Here is a 21,286-nt window from a genome sequence, read left to right as displayed (position 1 = left end):
CGTCACCCCGAGGAAACCCGGCCCGGCGACGACGGTCGGCGCGCTGACAGGGTTCCGGTGGGACGACCCGGCCTGCCCGGTGGCAGGCCGGGTCCGACTCAGGGTTGCGGGGCGACAGGGTCGCCGGTCTCCGCGTCGGTGACGGTGATCGCCTCCATCGGGCAGGAGTCGGCCGCGTCCCGTACCTCCTCGGCCGGGTCGACCAACCCGGCCAACGGCTGTGACAGCCCGTCGACGAGTCTGAAGTGGGCCGGGGCGGTGCTGGCGCAGATCCCCGCCCCGATGCACTGGGCCTGGTCGACGCGGACCCGCCAGTCGTTCTCCCCCATCGGGATCCTCCTCGCTACCAGGCGACAGGCAGGGCGGTCAGGCCGCGTACCAACAGCCCGGTCTTCCAGGTCAGTTCCGACTCGGGCACCGCCAGGCGCAGGTCCGGGGTACGCCGTACCAACGTTTCGAGCATCACCTGCAACTCCATCCGGGCGAGCTGAGCCCCGACACAGTGGTGTGCCCCGTGACCGAATCCGACGTGCGGGTTGACCACCCGGGACAGGTCGAGGGTGTCCGGGTCGGTGAAGACCCGCTCGTCGCGGTTGGCCGAGTGGATCGAGGCGATCACCGGTTCACCGGCCCGGACCAGGACCCCGCTCAGCTCGACGTCCTCCAGTGCGTACCGGGGGAACGCGGCGGTCGCGCCCAACGGGATGAACCGCAGCAGCTCCTCGACCGCCCCGGGGATCAACTCCGGCTCGGTACGCAGACGCTTCCAGCCGCCCTCCTCGGTGAGCAGGACGTACACGAAGTTGGGAATCTGGGTCACCGTGGTCTCGTGCCCGGCGGCCAGCAGACCGGCGGCGAGCTGGACGACCTCCTCCTCGGTGAGCCGGTCGGAGTCGGCGTCGCGGGCCTGCACCATCGCGGTCAGCAGGTCGTCGGTCGGCTCCTGCCGACGGCGGGCGATCAGCCCGGCCATGTAGTCGAAAAGGTTCTGGATGTACGTCTGCGTCTGCTCGGCGCTCAGCGAGGTGGTGGAGACGATCGCCTCCGCCCAGGTGTGGAACCTGTCCTGGTCGGTGACCGGGACACCGAGCAGGTCGCAGATCACCCGGATCGGCAGCGGCGTGGCGAGGTGTGCCACCAGGTCCGCCGGGGGACCGGCGGCGAGCATCCCGTCGACCAGTTCCTCGGCGACCGCCCGGGTCCCCTCCCGCAGCCGCTCCACCCGGCGGGCGGTGAACGCCTTGGCGATCAGTCGACGCAGCCGGGTGTGGTCCGGCGGGTCCATCCCGAGCATCCCGGAGGCGGGGAGACGCTCGGTGTTTCGGGGCTCGTCACGTCCGGCGGCGGCGGCCCGGCTGAACCGGGGGTCGCCGAGGACGGTTCGCACGTCGGCGTACCGGGTGGCGAGCCAGACCGGCTCACCGTAGGGCAGACGCACCCGGACCAGCGGCTCGTCCCGACGCAGCTGGGCGTACCGGGGGTCGAGGTCGAGCCGGTGGGGCGGGCTGAACGGGTAGCTGGGCGCAGCGGTCTGGGGTGCAGCTGTCAACGAGGACTCCCTGTGGCTGTGCGGCACCGTCGATGGGCGGCGTCGGTCCGTCGACACGACCCCACAGTGGGTCATGCCTCGACTGCGCATGGTAGCGACAGTCCTCGATCGCCGCCAGGGCGTCATGACCCGGCGGCCCGGGTGGTGACCCGGCGGCCTGCGTCCTGATCCGGCGGCCCGCCTCCTGGCTGGGCGGCCCGCGGCCTGGCCCGGCGGCCTGGCCCGGCGGCCTGGCCCGGCGGCCTGGCCCGGCGGCCTGCGTCATGGCCCGGCGGGGCCGTCGGCGGGCCATGCTGACGCCTCGGGTCGTCCTTCCCCGCCGACATGTCGTCCGTGCTCACTGTGGAGCTGCCCTCACGAACGGGGCGACCCACAGATCCCTTTAAGAAGGGGGCGTTCGGGGCAAACGTGAATGCAGTAGCCGCTACCCGGGTCAGCCGACTCGGCGTCGGCGGACACGGTCACAGCGGGAAGCACCCACGCACCGGGCGGGCCGGGAAACGCGGCCGCCGTCGACAGTATTGGTGGCGGTCTCACAGACGGGGCAGCTCCACAGCGAGCCGACGACGTGTTCCCCGCCGCCGGCTCGCGGGGAGCGAAGGCGGGGAACGAAGGTCCGGTGTGAGGTGCGAGGTGTGAGGCCCCGCGAGGGCTCGGGAGCAGCCGGGCGGCGAACTCAGCGCGCCTGGTCACCGTCCCCGGTACGCCGCTGGGCCTGGTCCACGCCCTTGTCGATCTGCTCGTCGTACTTGCCGCCGGTCCGCTTGTCCGCCAGGTCCCCGGCCTTCTCCAGCCCCTGGTCGACCTGCTTGTCGTGCTTGTCGGCGACGTCCTTCGCCCGGTTCATGAAATCGCTCACGACGATCTCCCCTCAGCTCGGTTCCGACAAATGCCTTCCCTGCCCGGGATTCACGAAACCCGCTGCCCGATCGGATCGGACACCCGACCGTCGCTGTGGGTGTCGACGGTACTCCGGGCGGGTAACGCCATCTCCGGACACCGAGGAGGCCCGGCGTGAAGCGGGACGATTCAACGGGGCGTAGGCCCGGCACGGCGGGGACAGACACCTCCGCGACGTCCGCCGACCCGTCGGCGGAGAGCGACGCGACGCGCACCGAACCGTCGGAGGCCGGCGAGGCGACGCCACCCGGCCCGTCGGAGGCAAGCGACGCGACGCGCACCGGCCCGTCGGTGGCGGCCGGGTCGCCGCCCGAGGTGGTCGACGGGACCGGGCCTCGGCAGACCTGGGCCGCCCTGCCCTGGCTGGTACGCACGGCGGTGGTGTGGAGCACCTGCCTGGTGCTGATCGCCGCCGGGCTCTACCTGGTCGGCAGGATCGCGGTCCTGCTCGCCCCGCTGGCCATCGCGCTGGCCGTCACCGTCTTCCTCACCGCCCTGCTCGACCCGGTGCAGTTGCTGCTGCGTCGGCTCCGGCTGCCGGGTGCGCTGGCCGCGCTGCTCACCGTCCTCCTCCTGCTCGGGATCCTCGGCGGCGTCGGCGCCCTGGTCTGGACCCTGACCGCCGACCAGTTCGGCGAGCTGAGCGACGAGTTGGGGCAGGGGCTGGAACGCACCCGGGACTTCGTCACCTCGACGCTGCCGGTGACCGACGAGCAGCTGAACCGGGTGGTCGAGCAGGCCCGGCAGGCGTTCGGGCAGAGTTCGCTGGACCCGGTGGCCGGGGTACGGACCGCAGGGGAGGTCCTCGGAGCCACGCTGCTCGCCCTGGTCCTCTTCTTCTTCATGCTCAAGGACGGCCGGTCGATGTGGCAGTGGGTGCTGCGTCGGATGACCGGCCCGAACCGGGAGGTCACCGCCGAGGCCGGTCGGGCGGGATGGCGGACCCTGGGGGCGTACAGCCGGGGCACCCTGGTGATCGCGGCGATCGACGCGATCGGCATCGGACTGGCCCTGGTCCTGCTCGACGTGCCGCTGGCCCTGCCACTGGCGCTGATCACGTTCTTCGGCGCGTTCGTCCCGATCATCGGAGCGACGGTGGCCGGGGCGTTCGCGGTCCTGGTGGCACTCGCCGCGCAGGGTCCGACGGTGGCGCTGCTGACCCTGGGGGCGGTGATCCTGGTCCAGCAGACCGAGGGTAACTTCCTGGAGCCGTTGATCATGAAACGGCAGGTCCGGCTGCACCCGGCGGTGATCCTGGTGGTCGTCACCGCAGGCACCCTCGTCGGCGGGATCGCCGGGGCCTTCGTCTCGGTGCCGATCGCGGCGGTGGCCTACCGGGTGGTGGACACCGTGCACCGCCACCGCCGGTGACGAACGGGGCACCTCACCCCAGGTGACCGGCGAACCAGTCGGCGGCGTCGTCGGCCACCCGGTCCAGGGTCCCCGGCTCCTCGAACAGGTGGGTGGCGCCCGGCACCACCCGCAGCTCACCCACCCCCTCCGGGAGCTGCGCGAGCGCCTCCTCGTTGAGCGTCAGCACCTGCTCGTCGAGGCCGCCCACCAGCAGGAGGGTCGCCGCGCGTACCTGGGTCAGGGCGGGACCGGCGAGGTCGGGCCGTCCACCCCGGGAGACCACCGCCGCCACCGTGTCGCTGCGACGAGCGGCGGCGACGAGCGCCCCGGCCGCCCCCGTACTGGCCCCGAAGAGCCCCACCGGCAGTCGGCGGAGAGCCGCCTCGGTCCGCATCCAGTCCACGGCTGCCGTCAACCGGTCGGCCAGCAGGTCGATGTCGAACCGCAGTTCCGCGGTCCGGGCGTCCACGCGTTCCTCCTCCGGGGTGAGCAGGTCGACCAGGACCGTGCCCAGGGAGCGTCGGTGCAGCACCCGGGCCACCGCCGTGTTCCGTGGGCTGTGCCGGGAGCTGCCACTACCGTGCGCGAAGAGGACCACCCCGGTCGCGTCGGTGGGCAGCACGAGGTCGGCCGGGAGTCCCGCCCCGGCCACCGGGATCGGCACCGCGCTGGTCAACGTGTCCATCTCCGACCTCCGCAACCACCGGCCGCCAGTCGGCCGCGCCGGGGTTACCCGCCTCGGGCCTGGAACTCACCAGTCATCCCACCCCGGGCCGATCCGGGTCCACCCGGCCCGGGAGTGGAACCCGTCCGGGCGGTACGCCCCCTTCCCGCCGACGGCTGGTCCCGTTTGCCGGGTCCACCGACGGGTAGGCCCAGTCGTCCCCGATCGGGGACGACTCGTCAGGAGCGGGGGATCGGCGATGGCGAAGCGACAGGGCAAGGACCGTAAGACCGACGACCAGGAACAGCGCCGGATCGACGCCGAACGCGGCCGGGACTGGGCGGACGAGGCCGCGCAGGCGCGGACCGCCGACGACCCTCGGGCCGTGGCCCCGCACGACGCCGCCGGACGCCCCTCCACCGGCGGACGCTGACCGCCGCCGGACGCCCTTCACGGCACGGACGCCGCCCGCCGTCGGGTCCGGCGCGCCGTCACTCCGGGGCGTGAGTGAGCGGTGCCCGACCGGCGGGCTGCTCGGGTACGGGTGCCGACGGCTCGGCCGGCGGATTCGGCAGGATCGTCGGCTGTGCCCGGGTGACCTGCACCGACTCCCCGTGGTGACGCAGCTCGATGGCGGCCACCGGACCACCGGGACGCAGGGCGTACGTCGTCTGGTGTGACCGCACGTCGACGTGCACCCGAGACTGCCGCCACTGGAGGGAGAACTCCAGTCGGGTCAGCCCGGAGGGCAGCCGGGGCGTGAACGAGAGCGTCCCGTCGTGGTCACGGAGCCCGCCGAACCCGGCGACCAACGCGATCCAGGCACCCGCCAGGGACGCCATGTGCACCCCGTCGCGGGTGTTCTCGTTGAGGTCGTGCAGGTCCATCAGGGCGGCTTCCCGCAGGTAGGCGTGGGCCAACTGGAGGTCGCCGACCTCGGCGGCCAACACCGCCTGGGTGCACGCCGACAGGGACGAGTCCCGCACCGTACGCCGCTCGTAGTAGTTGAAGTTGCGGGTCTTCTGCGCGGCGGTGAACGCGTCCCCGCGCCAGTGCATCGCCAGGACCAGGTCCGCCTGCTTGACCACCTGCTTGCGGTACAGGTCGAAGTACGGGAAGTGCAGCAGGAGCGGGTACTTGTCGGCCGGGGTGTGCTCGAAGTCCCACTCCTGCAACCGGGTGAAGCCCTCGACCTGCTCGTGGACGTCCAGTTCCTCGTCGTACGGGATGGTCATCGAGTGCGCCGCGTCCCGCCAGGCGGCGGCCTCCTCCTCGGTCACCCCCAGGTCCAGCGCCTCGTCCCGCAGCCGCATCGCCACCTCGGCGGCGGTGAGGAGGTTCCGCTGGGCCATCAGGTTGGTGTAGATGTTGTCGTTCTTGACTGCGGTGTACTCGTCGGGTCCGGTGACCCCGTCGATGTGGTACCTGCCGTGCCGGTCGTGGTGGCCCAGCGACCGCCACAGTCGGGCGGTCTCCACCAGCAGCTCCAGCCCGATCTCCCGTTCCAGCTGGGTGTCCCCGGTGGCCTGGACGTAGCGGCGGACCGCGTCGGCGACGTCGGCGGCGATGTGGAAGGCGGCCGTCCCCGCCGGCCAGTACGCCGACGACTCGGCTCCCTCGATGGTGCGCCACGGGAACGCGGCCCCGCGCAGGTTGAGCGTCCGGGCCCGGTCCTGGGCCTGGTCGAGGGTGGAGTGCCGCCAGTACAGGGCGTCGCGTACGGCGTGCGGCTGGGTGTAGGTGAGCACCGGGAGGACGAACATCTCGGTGTCCCAGAAGGCGTGTCCGTCGTACCCGGGACCGGTCAGGCCCTTGGCCGAGATGGGTCGCCGTTCGGCCCGCGCACCGGCCTGGAGCACGTGGAACAGCCCGAACCGGACGGCCTGCTGCACCTCCGGGTCCCCCTCGACCCGGACGTCGGCGGCGTCCCAGAACTCGTCCAGGTGCTCCCGCTGCGCCCGACGCAGCCCGTCCCAGCCGTCCAGTCGGGCCGCCGCCAGTGCCGCCCCGACCTGGTCGCGCAGCGCCGGCAGGGACCGCCGGGAGGACCAGCCGTAGGCGAGGTACTTGACCACCCGCAGCTTCTGTCCGGGGGCGAGGACACATCCGATGGTGGTACGCACCCAGTCCTCGTACCCCTCGCTGTCGACGGTGGTGTGCTCCGGGCCGGTGACCTCGTGCGCCATCGCGGCGGCCACCCGCAGCCCGGAGACCTTCGTCCGGTGGATCAGCAGACCCCCGTCCTTGGTGGTCAGCTCCTCCTCGGCCAGCAGGGGTGATTCGAGGACCGCCGCCACCCGGGGGTCCTTGCTCTGCGCAGGCAGCGCCTCGTTGGCCACCAACTGCGACTGGAGGATCAGCCGCAGGGGGCCGCCGACGGCCTCCACCTCGTAGCTGATCGCGGCGACCGACCGCTGGGTGAAGGAGACCAGCCGGGTGCTGCTGACCTTCACCTCCCGTCCGGCCGGGGAGCGCCAGTGCAGGCGCCGGTGCAGGGTGCCGACCCGCAGGTCCAACACCCGCTCGTGGTCGAGGAGTTCGCCGTACCTGACGTCCAGCGGCTCGTCGTCGACGAGCAACCGGATCAGCTTGCCGTTGGTGACGTTGACGACGGTCTGCCCGGACTCGGGAAACCCGAACCCCGCCTCCGCGTACGGCAGCGGACGCAGCTCGTAGAAGGAGTTGAGGTACGTCCCGGGCAGGCCGTGCGGCTCGCCCTCGTCGAGGTTCCCGCGCAGCCCGATGTGCCCGTTGGAGAGCGCGAAGACCGACTCGGACTGGGCCAGGACGTCCATGTCGAGCCGGACCTCCCGGACGTGCCACGGATCGACCGGATAGGCCCGCTCGCGGATCATGTCCCGCCCCCCTCGCCCTGCGGTGTGCCGTCGTCGAGCAGGTCGGCCAGGTCCGTGACGACGACGTCGGCACCGTGTGCCCGCAGTTGGTCGGCCTGACCGACCCGGTCGACCCCGACCACGTACCCGAATCCTCCGGCCCGTCCGGCGGCCACCCCGGCCTGGGCGTCCTCGAAGATCGCCGCCTGGGACGGGTCGACCCCGAGCACCTCGGCGGCGCGCAGGAAGGTGTCCGGGTGCGGCTTGCCGCGCAGCCCTTCGGCGCGGGCGACCAGGCCGTCCACCCGTACCTCCAGCAGGGGTGCCAGCCCGGCGGCCTTGACCACCTGCTTGCAGTTGGCGCTGGCCGAGACGACGGCCCGCCGCATCCCGGCGGCGGCGACCTCGGTGAGGTACCGCACCGATCCGGGATAGACCTGCACGCCGTCCCGGTTCAGCCGGTCGAGCAGGACGGCGTTCTTGCGGTTGCCGAGCCCGTTGACGGTCGCGGCGTCCGGCGGGTCGTCGGGGCCGCCCTCGGGCAGCACCACCCCCCGGGAGGCGAGGAAGGCCCGCACACCGTCGGCGCGGGGCCGACCGTCGACGTAGCGGTGGTAGTCCGGCCCCGGGTCGAAGGGCACGAACGGCACGCCGGTGGCCTCCGCGTGGGCGCGCAGGAACGTGTCGAAGGTCTGTTTCCACGCGGCGTTGTGCACGAGGGCGGTCTGCGTCAGCACACCGTCCAGATCGAAGAGACAGGCGGTCACACCAGCGGGTAAGCCCAGCACGGTCTGACACTATCCATCCGACGGACCCGGCAAACGCCGTTCGGGCCTTGATCACCCAGGGTGTCGCCTCCGGCACGGCGCGTCCGGGAGGTCCCGCGACCGGCGACGGCGTCGTCCCGCTCACCGCCGACCGACGTCGATGCGCTCCCCCCGCTCACCGAAGAAGTGCACGGCGTCCATCCGGACCGCCACGGCCAGGGGGTGTCCGCCGGAGACCGCCGGGTACGGGGCGAGCCGGACCGCCAGTTCGGCGGGACGGCGGTGGTGGCGGCCCCCGTCGTCGAGGACGCTCCCGCCGTTGCCGCCCCCGGTCCGACCCGGCTGCTCCGCGGCGGGGGCCTGTCGTCCGGTCAGCCGGGACATCACCTTCCCGAACCGGCGCAGTCCCCGCTGGCCGGGCACCCCACCCGACACCGGGCCGCCCATCTCGTCGACGAGGACGGCGGTGGCCCCGATGTCGAGGTACGCCAACGACTCGTGTCCGTGGTGCTCCAGGTAGCGGATGCGGCCCCGCAGGACGTCACCCTGGGCGTCCGGGACCACGGGGGTCAGCGCCTCGGCCCGCATCCCGACGACGATCCGCTCGCCGTGGTAGTGGGCCACGGCCCGACTGCGGATGTCGGTCCAGGGCAGGTAGAGCGACTGCTCACCGATCCTGAGCTGGACGTACCGGTCCAGGTGCACGTAGACCGACGCCTCCAGCAGGTTCATCCGGGGACTGCCGAGGAAGGCCGCGACGTGCAGGGTGGCCGGACGGCCGTACACCTGGGTGGGGGTGCCGACGTCCTGGAGGACCCCGCGCCGCATGATGGCCACCCGGTCGGCCATGGTGAGCGCCTCGGCCTGGTCGTGGGTGACGTAGATGGTGGTCACCCCCAGCTCCCTGGTGAGGGCGGAGATCTCGGCCCGCAGCTCGGCCCGGAGCCCGCTGTCCAGGTTGGACAGTGGCTCGTCCATCAGGAACAGGCCCGGCCGACGGACGATCGCCCGACCCATGGCGACCCGCTGCCGCTGCCCGCCGGAGAGCTGGCTCGGCTTGCGTCCGAGCAGGTCACCGATGCCGAGGGCGGCGGCCACGTCGGCGACCCGTTCGCCCCGGGGCGCCGGTTGGACCCCGGAGAGCCGGAGCGGGAACGCGATGTTCTCCCCCACCGTCATGTGCGGGTAGAGCGCGAAGTCCTGGAAGACCATGGCGATCCCCCGGTCCCCGGGGGGCAGGTCGTTCGCCAGTTCACCGTCGAGGAGCACGTCACCGCTGGTCGGTTCCTCCAGCCCGGCGACCATCCGCAGCAGGGTGGACTTCCCACACCCTGAGGGTCCCAGCAGGACCATGAACTCGCCGTCGGTCACGTCCAGGTTGACAGCGTCCACCGCCAGTGCTCCACCCGGGAACACCTTGGTGACGTCCTTCAACGCGACGGTGGTCACCGTCACCTCCCCGCAACTGGTCGCCGAAATTGGAATGACTGTGACCAGTTTCATGTCATCCGCACATCGGGTGAACGTGCCATGTTGCCCGCGTGACAGCCGTATTACGGATCTACCCCTCGGTAGCCGACAGCTCACCGAGGAAGACCCGGCGTACCACCCGTTCGGCCGCGTGCCCGTCGTCGAGACCGCAGAACCGCTCCCGGAACCGGTGCCGGGCCGCAGCCGCCGCCGCCGACCACACCCCACCGGACCGGAACAGGTCGAGCAGCCCGTCGAAGTCGACGGCCACCGCCCCCGGGGCCTCGGCGACCACGTCGAGGTAGACCCCCCGGGCCGCCCGGTACGCGTCCCAGTCCGGGGCGTACACCACGATCGGCCGGTCCAGGACCGCGTAGTCGAACATCGCCGACGAGTAGTCGGTGACCAGCACGTCGGCGACGAGATAGAGGTCCTCGACCCGGTCGTGGTCGCTGACGTCGAGGACCCGGCCGGTGGACACCTGCCGACGTCCCCGCTCCCGGTCGTGGAAGTAGTGGCTGCGCAGCAGGAGCCGACCGGTCGGCCCGAGGACGTCGAGCAACGCCTCCGGACGCAACGGCGGGTGGTACCGGGGCAGGTGCTCGCGGTGGGTGGGGGCGTACAGCACCACCGGGCCGGGACCGGTCAACCCGAGCCGGGCACGGATCCGGTCCACCTCCTCGGCGGTGGCGGTGACCAGCCGGTCGTTGCGGGGGTAGCCGTACTCCAGGGTGGTGTACGCCGCCGGGTACGCCCGCTCCCACATCTCGGTGGAGAACCGGTTCGCGCTGACGCTGAAGTCCCACCGGTCCACCCGGCGCAGCAGCCCGGCGAAGTCCATCCCGGTGGCCCCGACCGGATACCGCTGCTGGTCCAGCCCCATCACCTTCACCGGAGTCCCGTGGTGGGTCTGCAGGTGCACCGACCCCTGCCGCTTGACGACGAAGTCGGGGAAGTTGACGTTGTTGACCAGCCACCTGGCCCGCGCCAACACCCGGTGGTACGCCGCACTGCCCGCCACCACGTACTCCACCCCGGAGGGAAGACGGTCCACCCGGTCCCGCCGGACGATCCACACCCCCCGGATCTGGGGGGCCAGCCGACGGGCCGCCTCGTACACGGCGGCCGGGTTGCAGGCGTAGCCGCGATACCAGTAGGCCGCGTAGACGGCGAGGTCCTCGTCGATCGGGCGGCTCAGTTGGGCGCGGTAGTAGCCGTACCCGAGGGCGTTGCGGCCGGTCCGCAGCGCCGGCACCGCCCGACGGCGGACCACCCGGACGGTCCGACGGGCGGTCCGGCCGACCTTGTTCGCCCGGCGGAGGGCGGCGAAGGTGCCCCAGTGGCCGCCGGTCACCAGGCGGTGCCGGACCCCGGCGACCCCGGGCGGGACCGGTGGGCCGCCCGGCGGCGACCAGCGCCGCACGTCGGCGGTGATCCGGGCGAAGAACCCCTGACGCAGCCGTGGCGCGATCCGCTCGCCGTTGCCCAGCACCGTCAGGTAGTGCCAGACCATCCGCTCGAACACCACCGGACGCAGCAGCGCCACCCGGGCGGCCCGGTCCGGGTCCCCGGCGGCCTCCTGTCCGTCCAGCCACCGGAACACCCGGTCCCACTGCTCGAAGACCTCGAAGTGCCGCTCGCCCCGGGTCCTGGTGATCGCCCCGGTGCGCCGCTGGCGGTAGTTGACGCAGACCCGGTCCAGTACGCCGATCCGCTCGGCGGCGAGCATCACCGGGTACGTGAACGACACGTCCTCGTACCAGCCGGGGGCGAAGCGCAGCCGCGAGTCGAGCAGGAACTCCCGACGCAGCACCCGGTTCCAGGCGACGTGCAGCAGGCGCAGCACCTCCGGGCGTTCGACCAGGTCGATGGTGTCCTCGTCGACGCGGGTGGGGAGGACCTCGGCCCACGCGCTGTGGCCGGCCGAGTCGTTCCACTGCCGCCGGACGTGGTCGACGACGAGGACGTCGGGGGTGGTGGCGCGCAGCCGGGCGGCCACCTCGGGGAGACAGTCCGGGGCGAGCCAGTCGTCGGAGTCGAGGAACCAGACGTAGTCACCGGCGGCCCGGTCCAGCCCGGCGTTGCGGGCCGGACCGAGGCCGACGTTGTGGGGCAGCCGGAGCACCCGGACCCGGGGGTCCCGGTCGGCGTACCCGGCGAGGATGTCACCGCTGGAGTCCGGTGACCCGTCGTCGACCCCGATCACCTCGAAGTCGTCGAAGGGTTGGTCGAGGATCGAGTCCAGGCACTCCCGCAGGTACGCCTGGACCCGGTAGGCCGGCACGACGAAACTGACGAGTGTCATCGGGCCGGCTCCTCCTCGTCAGCCGGGCGGGCGGCTCCCCACGGTCTCCGTGGCGGCGGCCGGTCGCACCGTCCGGGTCGGCCGGACCACCCAGGCGAGGACCACACTCGCCACGAAGGCTGCCAAAAGGTACACACTCAGTGTAGCCATCCCGAAACTGGTAATTCCGGCGATCGACACGATCGTCAGCAGCGCCGAGCGACCCTCCCAGCCCAGCGTCACCCCGTGCAGCGGAGGCGCGGCCTGTCGCTTCTCCAACCGGGCCACCAGGTCGTAGTGGTGCAGGGTCAGGACGAAGACGTACCCGAAGATCAACCACGCGGGTACGTCGCCGATCACCCCGACCGCGATCGCGAAGAGGTACTCCCCGGCCCGCAACGCCGCCGGGACCAGCCAGTCCAGCGGCCCGTTGTGCGCCGCCCCCGCACCCAGCCCGGCCAGCAGCAACACCAGGAAGGCCACCGGCACCATCCACCGCGGCCCGGACGGCTCCCCGACCAACCCGGCCACCAGCAGCCCCGCCGCACCGAGCGCCCCGAGGGCGGCCAGGGTCAGCGGACCCACGGCCCGCAGCACCGGCAGCCGGGCGGCCAACGGACCGTCGTCGCGGTGCAGGGTCGCGTCCACGGTGTCCAGCACCGGCACCCACATCCACCGGGCCCGCAGGGTCCGCAGCGCCCCGGTGTACGCCAACGCCAGCGTCCCCCAGACCAGGACCGCCACCAGGGCCACCCGAGGGCTGAACAGGGCGGTCGCCAGCGCGATCAACGCCCACCGCTCCCCGATCGGGAAGACCACCGTCCGCTTCAACCAGTACGACACCGAACCGGTGTCGGCCTGCACCCGGTTCGACGCGGCGTTGAGCCGGTCGCCGATCCCGCCCCCACCGGTGGCGACGGCCTTCGGTCGACGGGCCGCCTCGTCGTGCAGGACCCCGTACCAGGCGTCGGTCATGTGCCGGACGGTCTGCAACGTCATCGCCGCGACGGCCAACGCCCAACCCCAGCGGAACCCGGCCTGGGTGGCCCCGAACCCGAGACCCGCATAGACCAGGTACTCCTTGGCCCGGTCGGCCATCGTGTCCAGCCAGCCACCCCAGGCGCTGAAGTGCCTGGTGTAACGGGCCAGCTGACCGTCCACGCAGTCGAGCACGAACCCGAGGTAGAGCAGGACCCCACCGGCGACGAGCGCCGGACGGTCCCCGGTGGCGAACAGCAGCGCGGCGGCGGCCGCGAAGACCACCGAGATCATCGTGACGGCGGTCGGACCCAACCCCACCCGGGCACAGACCTTCGTGACCTGCGGCGACCAGGTGCTGACGAAGTAGGTGGTGAAGAAGTCGTCCTTCTCCTTGACCGACAGCCGCAGCTCGGCCCGGTCCTCGTCGACGGCACCGACGGCCGACTCGGCGGCGGCCAGTCCGGCGGCGTCGGAGACCCGGTGCGCGACGAGCAGGCGTACCCGGTGGGCGAAGGTCAGGGTCCCCAGCGCGGTGAGTCCGGCGAAGAGCCGGTCCACGGCCGGGGCCTCCTCGGTGGCCATCCCCCCGGCGAGCGCCCCCACCCCGGTCGCTGCGGCCCGGGCGGCGGCGGCCAGCGTCGGCAGGTCGTCGACGCCGACCCGGACGGCACCGCCGAAGATCCCGGTCGCCCCGTCGGCCAACTCCTGCGCCGGCCCGGCGTCGACCACCTGGCCGCGCTCCTCCCGCACCGACGTCCGACCCGCCCCCGGCGGGTCGGTGAGCACCAACGCCACCGTCGGCCCCACCGGGCTGGTCGCCAGATGCCGCAGTACGGCGGTGTGCGCGACCAGATCCGCCCCGCTGACCAGCACCGGACCTGTCGCCCCGGCCACCAGTTCGGCCAACTCGACGAGGTCGGCGGCGTACCTGACGTCCCTCGCCCCGGCCTCCCGCCACTGGGTGGCCAACCGGTCGGCGAGCGGCTGACCGGTCCCCGTCTGCAGCCCCGCCGCGGGCGTACCGGCGGCGAGCACGATCGCGAGCGTCACCGGGCGACCGCGTCGTGGTACGCGCTCAGCGCCTCGTCGACAGTGCCGTCCACGGTGAGCCGACCGGCGTCGAGGTAGAGCCCTCGACGGCAGAACCTCGTCAGGTCCTTTTCGTTGTGTGACACCAGCACCAGTGTGCGTCCCTCCCCGAGAAGTCGGTCGATCGTCGCATAGCACTTCTGACGGAACTCCGCGTCCCCGACCGCTGTCACCTCGTCCATGAGCAGGATCGGGTGCGGCAGGTGCGAGATGATCGCGAAACCGAGTCGGACCTTCATCCCCGACGAGTAGTGCCGGACCGCCGTGTCGATGGCCTGTTCGACCTGCTCACCGGCGAAGGAGACGATCTCGTCGAAGTGCCGCCTGAGGTAGCCGGTGGAGAGCCCGTGCAGCCCGCCGACGAGGTACAGGTTCTCCCGGCCGGTCAGGTCGTTGGAGAACCCGGCGGACAGTTCCAGCAGCGGGGCGACGTCGGCACCGACCCGGATCCGCCCCTCGTCGGGGATCAGCACCCCGGCGATCAACCGCAGCAGGGTGCTCTTGCCGGTGCCGTTGCGCCCGATCACACCCACGGTGTCCCCGGGAGCCACCTGGAAGGAGACGTCCCGCAGCGGCCAGAACCGGTCCGTGGACGCCCCCGCCTGGCGGCGGATCAGCAGGTCACGCAGGCGGAGCTGACGACGCCGGTTGCGGACGAAGCGGATGCCGAGCTGGTCGGCCTCGATGATCGGCTCGGCCATCTACAGTTCCTTGAGGACGGCGGGTTCGAGTCGACGGAACGCCCACCAGCCGACCACCAGCACCAGGACGCTCCCCGCGATCGTGGTGGCCAGCAGCCGGGCCGAGGGGAACTCGTCCGGATACCAGATCGCGTGGTGCAACTGGAAGATCCCGACCAGCGGGTTCAGTTCGTACCCGAGCTTGACCCAGCCGGGCAGGTCCGAGTCGCGGACCAGGGCCAGGGGATAGATGATCGGCGACGCGTAGAACAGCACCCGGATCACCAGCCGCATGAACCGTTCGATGTCGCGCATCAGCACGTTGAACGCCGACAGCAGCAACGCCAACCCGATCAGCAGGACGCCCTGCACCAGGACGGCCAACGGCAGGGACAGCAGCGACCAGCCGAACTCGATCCGCCCTGCGACGGCGAAGGCGACGGCGATCGCGACCAGGATCGGCAGTCCGGCGGCGTACTCGGCGAACCGTCCTGTCACCCGCCCGATCGGGAACACCTGACGGGGCACGTTCATCGTGGTGATCAGCCGGGCCTGGCCGGTGAGGGCGTTCGTCGCCTCGCTCAACGCGGAACTGGTCCACATCCAGGCGAAGATCCCGGTGATCAGGAACAGCGGGTACGAGTCGGCGGCCTCACCCAGGTACCTGCCGGTGTCCCGGGAGTAGAGCACCCCGAAGACGAAGAAGTAGATCGCCCCCATGCCCAGGGGCTCGATCAGCGACCAGAGGTACCCGAGGACCGACTGCTGGTACTTCACCGCCAGATCCCGCTTGACGAGGATGCGCAGCGCATTGCGGTGCGACCACAACGCCCCGACGCCAGACGTCACCGTCGCCTCCTCATGACCGCGACAAAAGGCTAACAGCCCCACCCGGCAGATCTTGGAAAGTTGTGGCCCCCCGAGGGGCCGCCGACCTCCGGGAACTCCCCTCCCGGTCGGCCTGCCGCACTGGGGAACCGCTCCGGTCGGGAGTTGGACGGAGGGTGCCGGGGTAAGCACCTACGGGGACGGGACCGACGGGTCCTCCTCGGGGGCGAGGGCGGGGACCCGGGGATTTCCTACCGTGGAGGCAGAGGCGGCGTGACGCCGCAGAGTGGGAGACGACGATGAGTCGCAAACTGGTCCGGCCCCGCGAGGGGCGCATGTTCGCCGGTGTCTGCGCCGGCCTGGCCCAGCGGTTCGGCATGTCCGCCGGCATGGTCCGGCTGCTGTTCCTGCTGTCCCTGCTCCTGCCCGGCACCCAGGTCATCATCTACCTGGTGCTCTGGGTGTTGATGCCCAACGAGGACCGCTACGCCGCCCGCACCGGCTACTGACCCGTCCCGCCGCGACACCGGGCCGCTTCGGCCCACCGCGACACCGCATGACCCGTCGCGACACCGCATGATCCGGACGTCGCGACACCGGGAGACCACGACCGCCCGCCCCGAGTGCGCGGGGCGGGCGGTCGCTTCGTCTCCGGGATCAGGGGGCGGTGTAGGTGACGGTGACCTTCTCGTACCCCAGCGACCCGAGCAGCTGCTCCAGCATCTTGCGGGTGTTCTCCTGGGCCCGGTCGGCCAGCCCGCTGTCCCGGGCGGCGGTGGTGATCCGCTCCTCGGCCATCCGGTAGACCTGCTGCTGGCGGTTCGGGTCGCCGTCGACCAGGTCGCCGATCCGGTTGAGCAGTCCACGCTCCCGGGCGACCACGTAGCTCTTCTCCATGTCGAGGTTGGTCTTGCCGAGCTCCGGCGCGGGAAGCTTGATCTCCACCGACGTGCCGTCCTCGGTGGGGACCACGGCACCCTCGCCGATCTTGGCGAAGTCGACGTACGCCTCGACGCTGCCCGCCCCGACGAAGAGGGTCCGCTCACCCAGGAGGAAGTCCGGCACGTTGCGCCTGTCGTTCTCCAGGTCGACGACGACCTGGAAGTTGCCTTCGGCGGCCACGTAACGGCTGAGGTCCTGAATCGACTTGAGCAGCGTCGGACCGGTCCGGTCGGTCTGCTCCTCGGCGAACGGGTTGCGGAAGTTGGGCAGCAGGTTGGTGGTCTGCAATCCGAGCAGGGCCACCACCGCCAGGGCGGCGGCACCGAGCACCACCAGCAGCCCGCGCCCGGAACCACGCGACGACCCACCCGGGGCGGGGGGCGGTGGTGCGGCCGGCCGGGAACCGGAGTCGCCCGGGAACTCGCCTGTGGGCTGGTCGTCCCGCTGTCGCGACATCGCCCTCACCGTCCTCCTGCCGACAGGTCACCGCCGTCGATGACCTCCTGAGGATGACGGTACGTCCTCCGTACGACAGCCGCCCGTCGACCCGGTCGGGTACGCCGGGATCAGCCCGACGCTCGGGTCACTCCGGATGCCCGGAGTAGACGAACACCCGGGCGTGGATCTGGTTGCGCTGCTGGAGGGCGGCGCGCAGGGCCCGGTGCAGCCCGTCCTCCAGGTAGAGCCCGCCGTTCCACTGCACCACGTGCGGGAAGAGGTCACCGTAGAAGGTGGAGTCCTCGGCGAGGAGCTTGTCCAGGGCCAGCTCCCGCTTGGTGGTGATCAGTTGGTCCAGCCGCAGCGGACGGGGTGGAATCTCCGCCCACTGCTTGAGCGTCAGGTGGTGCTCCGGGTAGGGACGCCCGTCCCGGACCGCTCTGAAGATCACGACGAACGCTCCCCTCCCCTGGTCAGGTCGACCGACGACACCGGGCAGGGTCGCGGTACGGCGCCGGGGTACGCGGCGCCGATGACCACGCCAGCCTAACCGCCCTCGGCACGCCGCGTTCTGCTCCCTCGTCCGACGTCGGCCCGCGCCGTCGGTGTCGACCCTGGTCGACACCGCTGGTAGCCCTGTCGACACCGGAACGAGTCAGCCCCACCGACCCCGGTGGACCACCTCGTCGACCGGGCGACGCCCCCGCTTCAACGACGGTGACCGATGGTCGACGGCACGGTAACCGATGGTCACCGCGCCGATCGGATCGTACTCGTTCGGCACCCCGAACGCCGACCGGTAGGCGGACGTCCGCTGCGGGGGGATGCCGAAGAAACACGCCCCCAGCCCCTCGTCGACCGCGGTGAGCAGCATCAACAGCGCCGCGAACCCGGTGTCGACGTACCAGTACGGCACCGGCCACCGCTCGGTCGACCGGTCCGTCCAGCCCTTGTCCGGCTCGGCGTAGCGCTCCAGGTAGGCGGAGCGGTTGGCGTGCGGAACGATGATCAGCGGGGCCCGCCGCATCCCGGTCAGCCACCGCGCTCGGCCGCCGCCCTCCGGGGTGGCCGCCGCCCAGAACCGGTCCCGGTCGGCCGACTCCTCCAGCACCAGGAAGGCCCACCCCTGGGCGAACCCGGCCGACGGGGCACGGGTGGCGTGTTCCAGCAGCCGCTGGACCAGTTCGGGCGGCACCGGGCGGTCCGGGTCGTAGTTGCGTACCATCCGGCGACGCCGGACGACCTCGGTGAACTCCATGCCGGTCCCGACCTGCTCAGACGCCGGGTCGGATGCCCCAGGCACCCCGCCAGGTCTCGCCGGGGGCCAGCTTGATCAGATCCCGGCCGGACCGGAACGCGTCCGGCGGGCAGGTCATCGGCTCCACCGCCACCGACCGGCGGTGCCGCTTCCCGGTGAGAGCGTCGCCGGTGAACACCTGCCACCACCCGAACTGCCGATCCGCCCAGACGGTGACCCCGGCCGAGCCGTCCGGGCCGGTCAGGCTCACCGCCGAACCCCCGTCGGCGTCCCGGACGATCTCGCCGAAGGCGGCGTCGAGCTGGGCGTCGCCGATCCGTCGGGGCTCGGTGTAGTCGTACTCGGTGCCCGCGACCGGGGTCGCCCCCACCGGCAGCAGGCGGCTGTCCACCACCAGCCGCTTGCGCGCCGGCACCACCAGGGTCAGGTCGTCCACCGCCACCCCGGGCAGGCGCAGGTACGGGTGGACGGAGAAGCCGAACGGGGCGGTCGCGGCGGCGAGGTTCGTCGCCTCGTGCTCGACCCGCAGCCCGTCCGGGCCGACGCTCCACCGGCCCCGGACCCGAAGCGCCCACGGGTACGCCGGCTGCGGCGGCAGATCGTACTCGACGGTGACCGCGTCGGGGGTCTGCTCCACCAGCCGCCACCGGGACCAGTTGACCAGCCCGTGCAGGGCCACCCCACGCTCCGGCTCGGTCAGCGCCAGGCGGTAGCCGACCCCGTCGAAGGTGTACCGGCCGTCCCGGATCCGGTTCGGCCACGGGGCGAGCACCTGGCCGGCGCTGCCGGGGCAGACCTCGTCGACCGCGTACCCGTCGAGGTAGTCGACGTCGTCGTGGCGGTACGCCCGCAGCCCACCGCCCACCTCCACGACGACCGCCTCGTGACCGGAGGCGGAAATGGTCCACTGTGCCCCGGACGCAGGGCTCGGCTCGACGTTGTTCATCCCGGGACCTTAACCAATCGGTGTCGCTCCGCGCCGACCACGTCACCTACGGTCCGGGCGGGGAGGACGGCGGGTCCCCCGGATCGGTACGGCGGTACCGGCGCAGGGCCGGGAAGGCGACCGCCAGGAGCACGGTCAGCACGACGGCGGCCAGCCCGCCGCCGACCCAGGCCACCCCGGCACCGCCGAACCCGGTGGCCATCGCACCCGCCCGGAGGTCACCCAGCCGAGGCCCCCCGGCCACCACCGCCGTGTTCACCCCCTGGAGTCGACCGCGCATCCGGTCGGGGGCGTACACCAGGAGCATCGACTGCCGGACCACCGCGCTGACCAGGTCGGCGACACCGGCCACGGCGAGCAGGGCGACCATCAGCCAGAGGTGGTGGGCGAGCCCGGCCAGGGCGACGGCCGCGCCCCACCCGACCACGGCGAGGATCAGGGCCAGGCCCTGCCGACGCAGTCTGCCGATCCACCCTGAGGTGAGCCCGCCGAGCATCGCCCCGATCGCCATCGCGCTGTAGAGCCACCCGACCGCGGCGCCCCCGCCGAACCGCCCCTCGGCGACCTCCGGGAAGAGCGCCCGGGGCATCGCCATGATCATCGCCACCAGGTCGACGGCGAAGGAGAGCAGCAGGATCGGGGTGGTGGACAGGTATCGGAGCCCGTCCAAGACGCCCGCCAGGCCACCCCGGGTCGGCTCCCCGTCGGCCGCCGGGGCCGGGGGCATCGCCGGGAGCCGGAGGGTGGCCACCACCAGACCGAGGAAGAGCACGGCGTCGAGCGCGTACGCGATCGGCAGGCCGGTCTCGGTGCCGAAGACGGCGAAGACCACCCCGGCGCCGAGGGGACCGACCACGGCGGCGGCGGTGAACGTGGTGAAGTTCAGCGTGGTCGCCGCCGGCAGGAGGTCCGGGGGCAGCAGCCGGGGCAGGGCGGCGCTGCGCGCCGGGGAACTGATCGCGAAGGCGATCGAGTGGACGGTGACCAGGGCCAGCAGGAGTGCCGGGCTGCCGACCCCGAGCACCGCCTGGGCCAGCAGCCCCAGGACCGACGCCCAGAGCAGGACCGAACCCGCGAGCAGGACCCGCCGTCGGTCCCGGGAGTCGGCCACCGCACCGGCCCAGAGCCCGAACACCAGCAGCGGTACGAACGACGCCACCCCCAGCAGGCCGACCCAGAACGAGTCCCGGGTCAGGGCGTACATCTCGACCGGAACGGCGACCGCCGTCATCTGGAACCCGAACATCGCTATCGCGTTGCCGAGCCACAACCGTCGGTACGCCGGCACCCGCAACGGCCGCAGGTCGATCGCCCACCGTCGCGGTGCCCGGGTCCGCCCCGCCCCGTCCCCGTCCCCGGACGCGGCCTTGGAACCGGACGCCGACCCGGCCGACCCGGACGTCTCGGACTGGACGTCCGTCACGGGGCGAGTCGTTCGACTGTCCACCCACCGGTGCCGGTACGCCGGTAGCGGAGCCGGTCGTGCAGCCGGTCGGGGCGGCCCTGCCAGAACTCCACGGTCTCGGGGAGCACCCGCACCCCGCCCCAGTGCGGCGGGGCGGGGATCGGGTCGACGTCGGCGAACCGGCACTCCGCCGCCAGGTAGCCCTCCGTCAACTCGGACCGCTCCCCGATCACCCTGGACTGGGGGCTGGCCCAGGCTCCCAGCTGCGAACCCCGGGGTCGGGTGGCGAAGTACGCCTCGGTCTCCGCCCGGGTCAACCGGGCCACCCGACCGGCGACCACCACCTGCCTGTGGATCGGGAACCAGGGGAACACCAGGCTGGCGTACGGGTTGGCGGCCAGTTCGGCACCCTTGCGGGAGTCGTAGTTGGTGAACAGGACGAAGCCCTCGGGGTCGTACCCCTTCAGCAGGACCGTACGGGCGCTGGGCCGCCCGGCGGCGTCGGCGGTGCCGAGCACCATTGCGTTCGGTTCGGGGAGCCCGGCGTCCGCCGCCCGGCGGAACCACCTGTCGAACTGGGTCCACCAGTCGGCGGCGAGATCGGCTCGGGAAAGCGTTTTCTCCTCGGCATACTCGTTGCGCATCCCGGCTGGCAGCGCTGTGTCGCCCGTCACATCAATCCTCTCTCCCGCCGCCCGATCCGCGCCGAATCGAGTTGACCAGGGCATTCTGCCCAGCGTCACCGGGGCATTGCAGACCGGCACCGGCGGTGGTGTCGCACGTAGCACACCGGTAGCGGGTCGCGTCCCTGGTTACTCACCAGGCAAGATGTCACGAACACATCCATGAGGATCGCCTGAGACGCTCGTCCGGCCAGGCCGGACCTCGTATCCGGCCG

20 protein-coding genes are annotated in these 21,286 nt (G+C 72.2%); 3 read left to right on the top strand and 17 right to left on the bottom strand.

Annotated elements, in window-relative coordinates; all coding sequences use genetic code 11:
* Positions 1 to 98 precede the first annotated feature (98 nt).
* From WHN02_RS07335 to WHN02_RS07325, 3 genes are all read right to left on the bottom strand, one after another.
* Entirely contained in the window at positions 99 to 329 is a 231-nt protein-coding gene (locus WHN02_RS07335; RefSeq protein WP_434742642.1) for a ferredoxin, read from the bottom strand.
* A 14-nt stretch (positions 330 to 343) separates the two neighbouring features.
* A complete protein-coding gene (locus WHN02_RS07330; RefSeq protein ID WP_434742641.1) occupies positions 344 to 1,549 on the bottom strand; it encodes a cytochrome P450 in 1,206 nt (401 codons plus the stop codon).
* Between the two features lie 676 nt (positions 1,550 to 2,225).
* Positions 2,226 to 2,396 carry an antitoxin gene (locus tag WHN02_RS07325; RefSeq protein WP_434743857.1) on the bottom strand — a complete coding sequence of 57 codons (171 nt, stop codon included), beginning with the start codon at positions 2,394 to 2,396 and terminating at the stop codon, positions 2,226 to 2,228.
* A 167-nt stretch (positions 2,397 to 2,563) separates the two neighbouring features.
* Here WHN02_RS07325 and WHN02_RS07320 point away from each other — a divergent pair, with 167 nt between their 5' ends.
* A complete protein-coding gene (locus WHN02_RS07320) occupies positions 2,564 to 3,820 on the top strand; it encodes an AI-2E family transporter (RefSeq protein ID WP_434742640.1) in 1,257 nt (418 codons plus the stop codon).
* Between the two features lie 13 nt (positions 3,821 to 3,833).
* Here the strand turns inward: WHN02_RS07320 and WHN02_RS07315 are convergent, their stop codons facing one another.
* Positions 3,834 to 4,487 carry a dienelactone hydrolase family protein gene (locus tag WHN02_RS07315; RefSeq protein ID WP_434742639.1) on the bottom strand — a complete coding sequence of 218 codons (654 nt, stop codon included), beginning with the start codon at positions 4,485 to 4,487 and terminating at the stop codon, positions 3,834 to 3,836.
* A 238-nt stretch (positions 4,488 to 4,725) separates the two neighbouring features.
* Between WHN02_RS07315 and WHN02_RS07310 the strand changes: the two genes are divergently transcribed.
* The gene (locus WHN02_RS07310) at positions 4,726 to 4,899 is read left to right on the top strand and encodes a hypothetical protein (protein ID WP_434742638.1); all 174 of its coding nucleotides are present in this window, start codon (positions 4,726 to 4,728) and stop codon (positions 4,897 to 4,899) included.
* A gap of 58 nt (positions 4,900 to 4,957) precedes the next feature.
* Here the strand turns inward: WHN02_RS07310 and WHN02_RS07305 are convergent, their stop codons facing one another.
* From WHN02_RS07305 to WHN02_RS07275, 7 genes are all read right to left on the bottom strand, one after another.
* Positions 4,958 to 7,321, bottom strand: coding sequence for a glycoside hydrolase family 65 protein (locus tag WHN02_RS07305; RefSeq protein WP_434742637.1), 2,364 nt, complete (start codon positions 7,319 to 7,321; stop codon positions 4,958 to 4,960).
* The gene (locus WHN02_RS07300; RefSeq protein ID WP_434742636.1) at positions 7,318 to 8,088 is read right to left on the bottom strand and encodes a beta-phosphoglucomutase family hydrolase; all 771 of its coding nucleotides are present in this window, start codon (positions 8,086 to 8,088) and stop codon (positions 7,318 to 7,320) included. The genes WHN02_RS07305 and WHN02_RS07300 overlap by 4 nt, the downstream gene beginning before the upstream one ends.
* 120 nt (positions 8,089 to 8,208) lie before the next feature.
* Positions 8,209 to 9,570, bottom strand: a complete 1,362-nt coding sequence (locus WHN02_RS07295; RefSeq protein ID WP_434742635.1) for an ABC transporter ATP-binding protein — start codon at positions 9,568 to 9,570, stop codon at positions 8,209 to 8,211.
* Positions 9,571 to 9,628: 58 nt separating this feature from the next.
* Positions 9,629 to 11,842: a bifunctional glycosyltransferase/CDP-glycerol:glycerophosphate glycerophosphotransferase gene (locus WHN02_RS07290; RefSeq protein WP_434742634.1), complete on the bottom strand. Its 2,214-nt coding sequence runs from the start codon at positions 11,840 to 11,842 to the stop codon at positions 9,629 to 9,631.
* An 18-nt stretch (positions 11,843 to 11,860) separates the two neighbouring features.
* A complete protein-coding gene (locus tag WHN02_RS07285) occupies positions 11,861 to 13,852 on the bottom strand; it encodes a DUF5941 domain-containing protein (RefSeq protein ID WP_434742633.1) in 1,992 nt (663 codons plus the stop codon).
* A complete protein-coding gene (locus tag WHN02_RS07280) occupies positions 13,849 to 14,592 on the bottom strand; it encodes an ABC transporter ATP-binding protein (protein ID WP_350898465.1) in 744 nt (247 codons plus the stop codon). The genes WHN02_RS07285 and WHN02_RS07280 overlap by 4 nt, the downstream gene beginning before the upstream one ends.
* Positions 14,593 to 15,420 (bottom strand): ABC transporter permease, encoded by an 828-nt coding sequence (locus WHN02_RS07275; RefSeq protein WP_434742632.1) that lies wholly within the window; start codon positions 15,418 to 15,420, stop codon positions 14,593 to 14,595.
* A gap of 278 nt (positions 15,421 to 15,698) precedes the next feature.
* Between WHN02_RS07275 and WHN02_RS07270 the strand changes: the two genes are divergently transcribed.
* Positions 15,699 to 15,908: a PspC domain-containing protein gene (locus WHN02_RS07270; RefSeq protein WP_350898463.1), complete on the top strand. Its 210-nt coding sequence runs from the start codon at positions 15,699 to 15,701 to the stop codon at positions 15,906 to 15,908.
* A 148-nt stretch (positions 15,909 to 16,056) separates the two neighbouring features.
* Here WHN02_RS07270 and WHN02_RS07265 read toward each other — a convergent pair whose 3' ends face one another.
* The 6 genes from WHN02_RS07265 to pdxH all read right to left on the bottom strand — a co-directional run bounded on the left by WHN02_RS07265 (position 16,057) and on the right by pdxH (position 21,068).
* On the bottom strand, positions 16,057 to 16,797 hold the full coding sequence (locus WHN02_RS07265; RefSeq protein ID WP_434742631.1) for a DUF4230 domain-containing protein: 741 nt from the start codon (positions 16,795 to 16,797) through the stop codon (positions 16,057 to 16,059).
* A 127-nt stretch (positions 16,798 to 16,924) separates the two neighbouring features.
* On the bottom strand, positions 16,925 to 17,230 hold the full coding sequence (locus WHN02_RS07260; protein WP_350898461.1) for a type II toxin-antitoxin system VapB family antitoxin: 306 nt from the start codon (positions 17,228 to 17,230) through the stop codon (positions 16,925 to 16,927).
* 204 nt (positions 17,231 to 17,434) lie between these two features.
* Entirely contained in the window at positions 17,435 to 18,037 is a 603-nt protein-coding gene (locus WHN02_RS07255) for a nitroreductase family protein (protein ID WP_434742630.1), read from the bottom strand.
* Between the two features lie 16 nt (positions 18,038 to 18,053).
* Complete coding sequence (locus WHN02_RS07250; RefSeq protein WP_434742629.1) at positions 18,054 to 18,983, bottom strand: aldose 1-epimerase family protein; 930 nt, start codon at positions 18,981 to 18,983, stop codon at positions 18,054 to 18,056.
* 46 nt (positions 18,984 to 19,029) lie between these two features.
* Complete coding sequence (locus WHN02_RS07245; protein WP_434743856.1) at positions 19,030 to 20,292, bottom strand: MFS transporter; 1,263 nt, start codon at positions 20,290 to 20,292, stop codon at positions 19,030 to 19,032.
* A gap of 110 nt (positions 20,293 to 20,402) precedes the next feature.
* Positions 20,403 to 21,068 (bottom strand): pyridoxamine 5'-phosphate oxidase, encoded by a 666-nt coding sequence (gene pdxH, locus WHN02_RS07240; protein WP_434743855.1) that lies wholly within the window; start codon positions 21,066 to 21,068, stop codon positions 20,403 to 20,405.
* Positions 21,069 to 21,286 lie beyond the last annotated feature (218 nt).

This window comes from Micromonospora sp. SH-82, assembly GCF_051132485.1.
Lineage (GTDB): Bacteria > Actinomycetota > Actinomycetes > Mycobacteriales > Micromonosporaceae > Micromonospora.
Note: the sequence above shows the minus strand (reverse complement) of the source record. Positions and strands in the feature narration are given on the sequence as shown.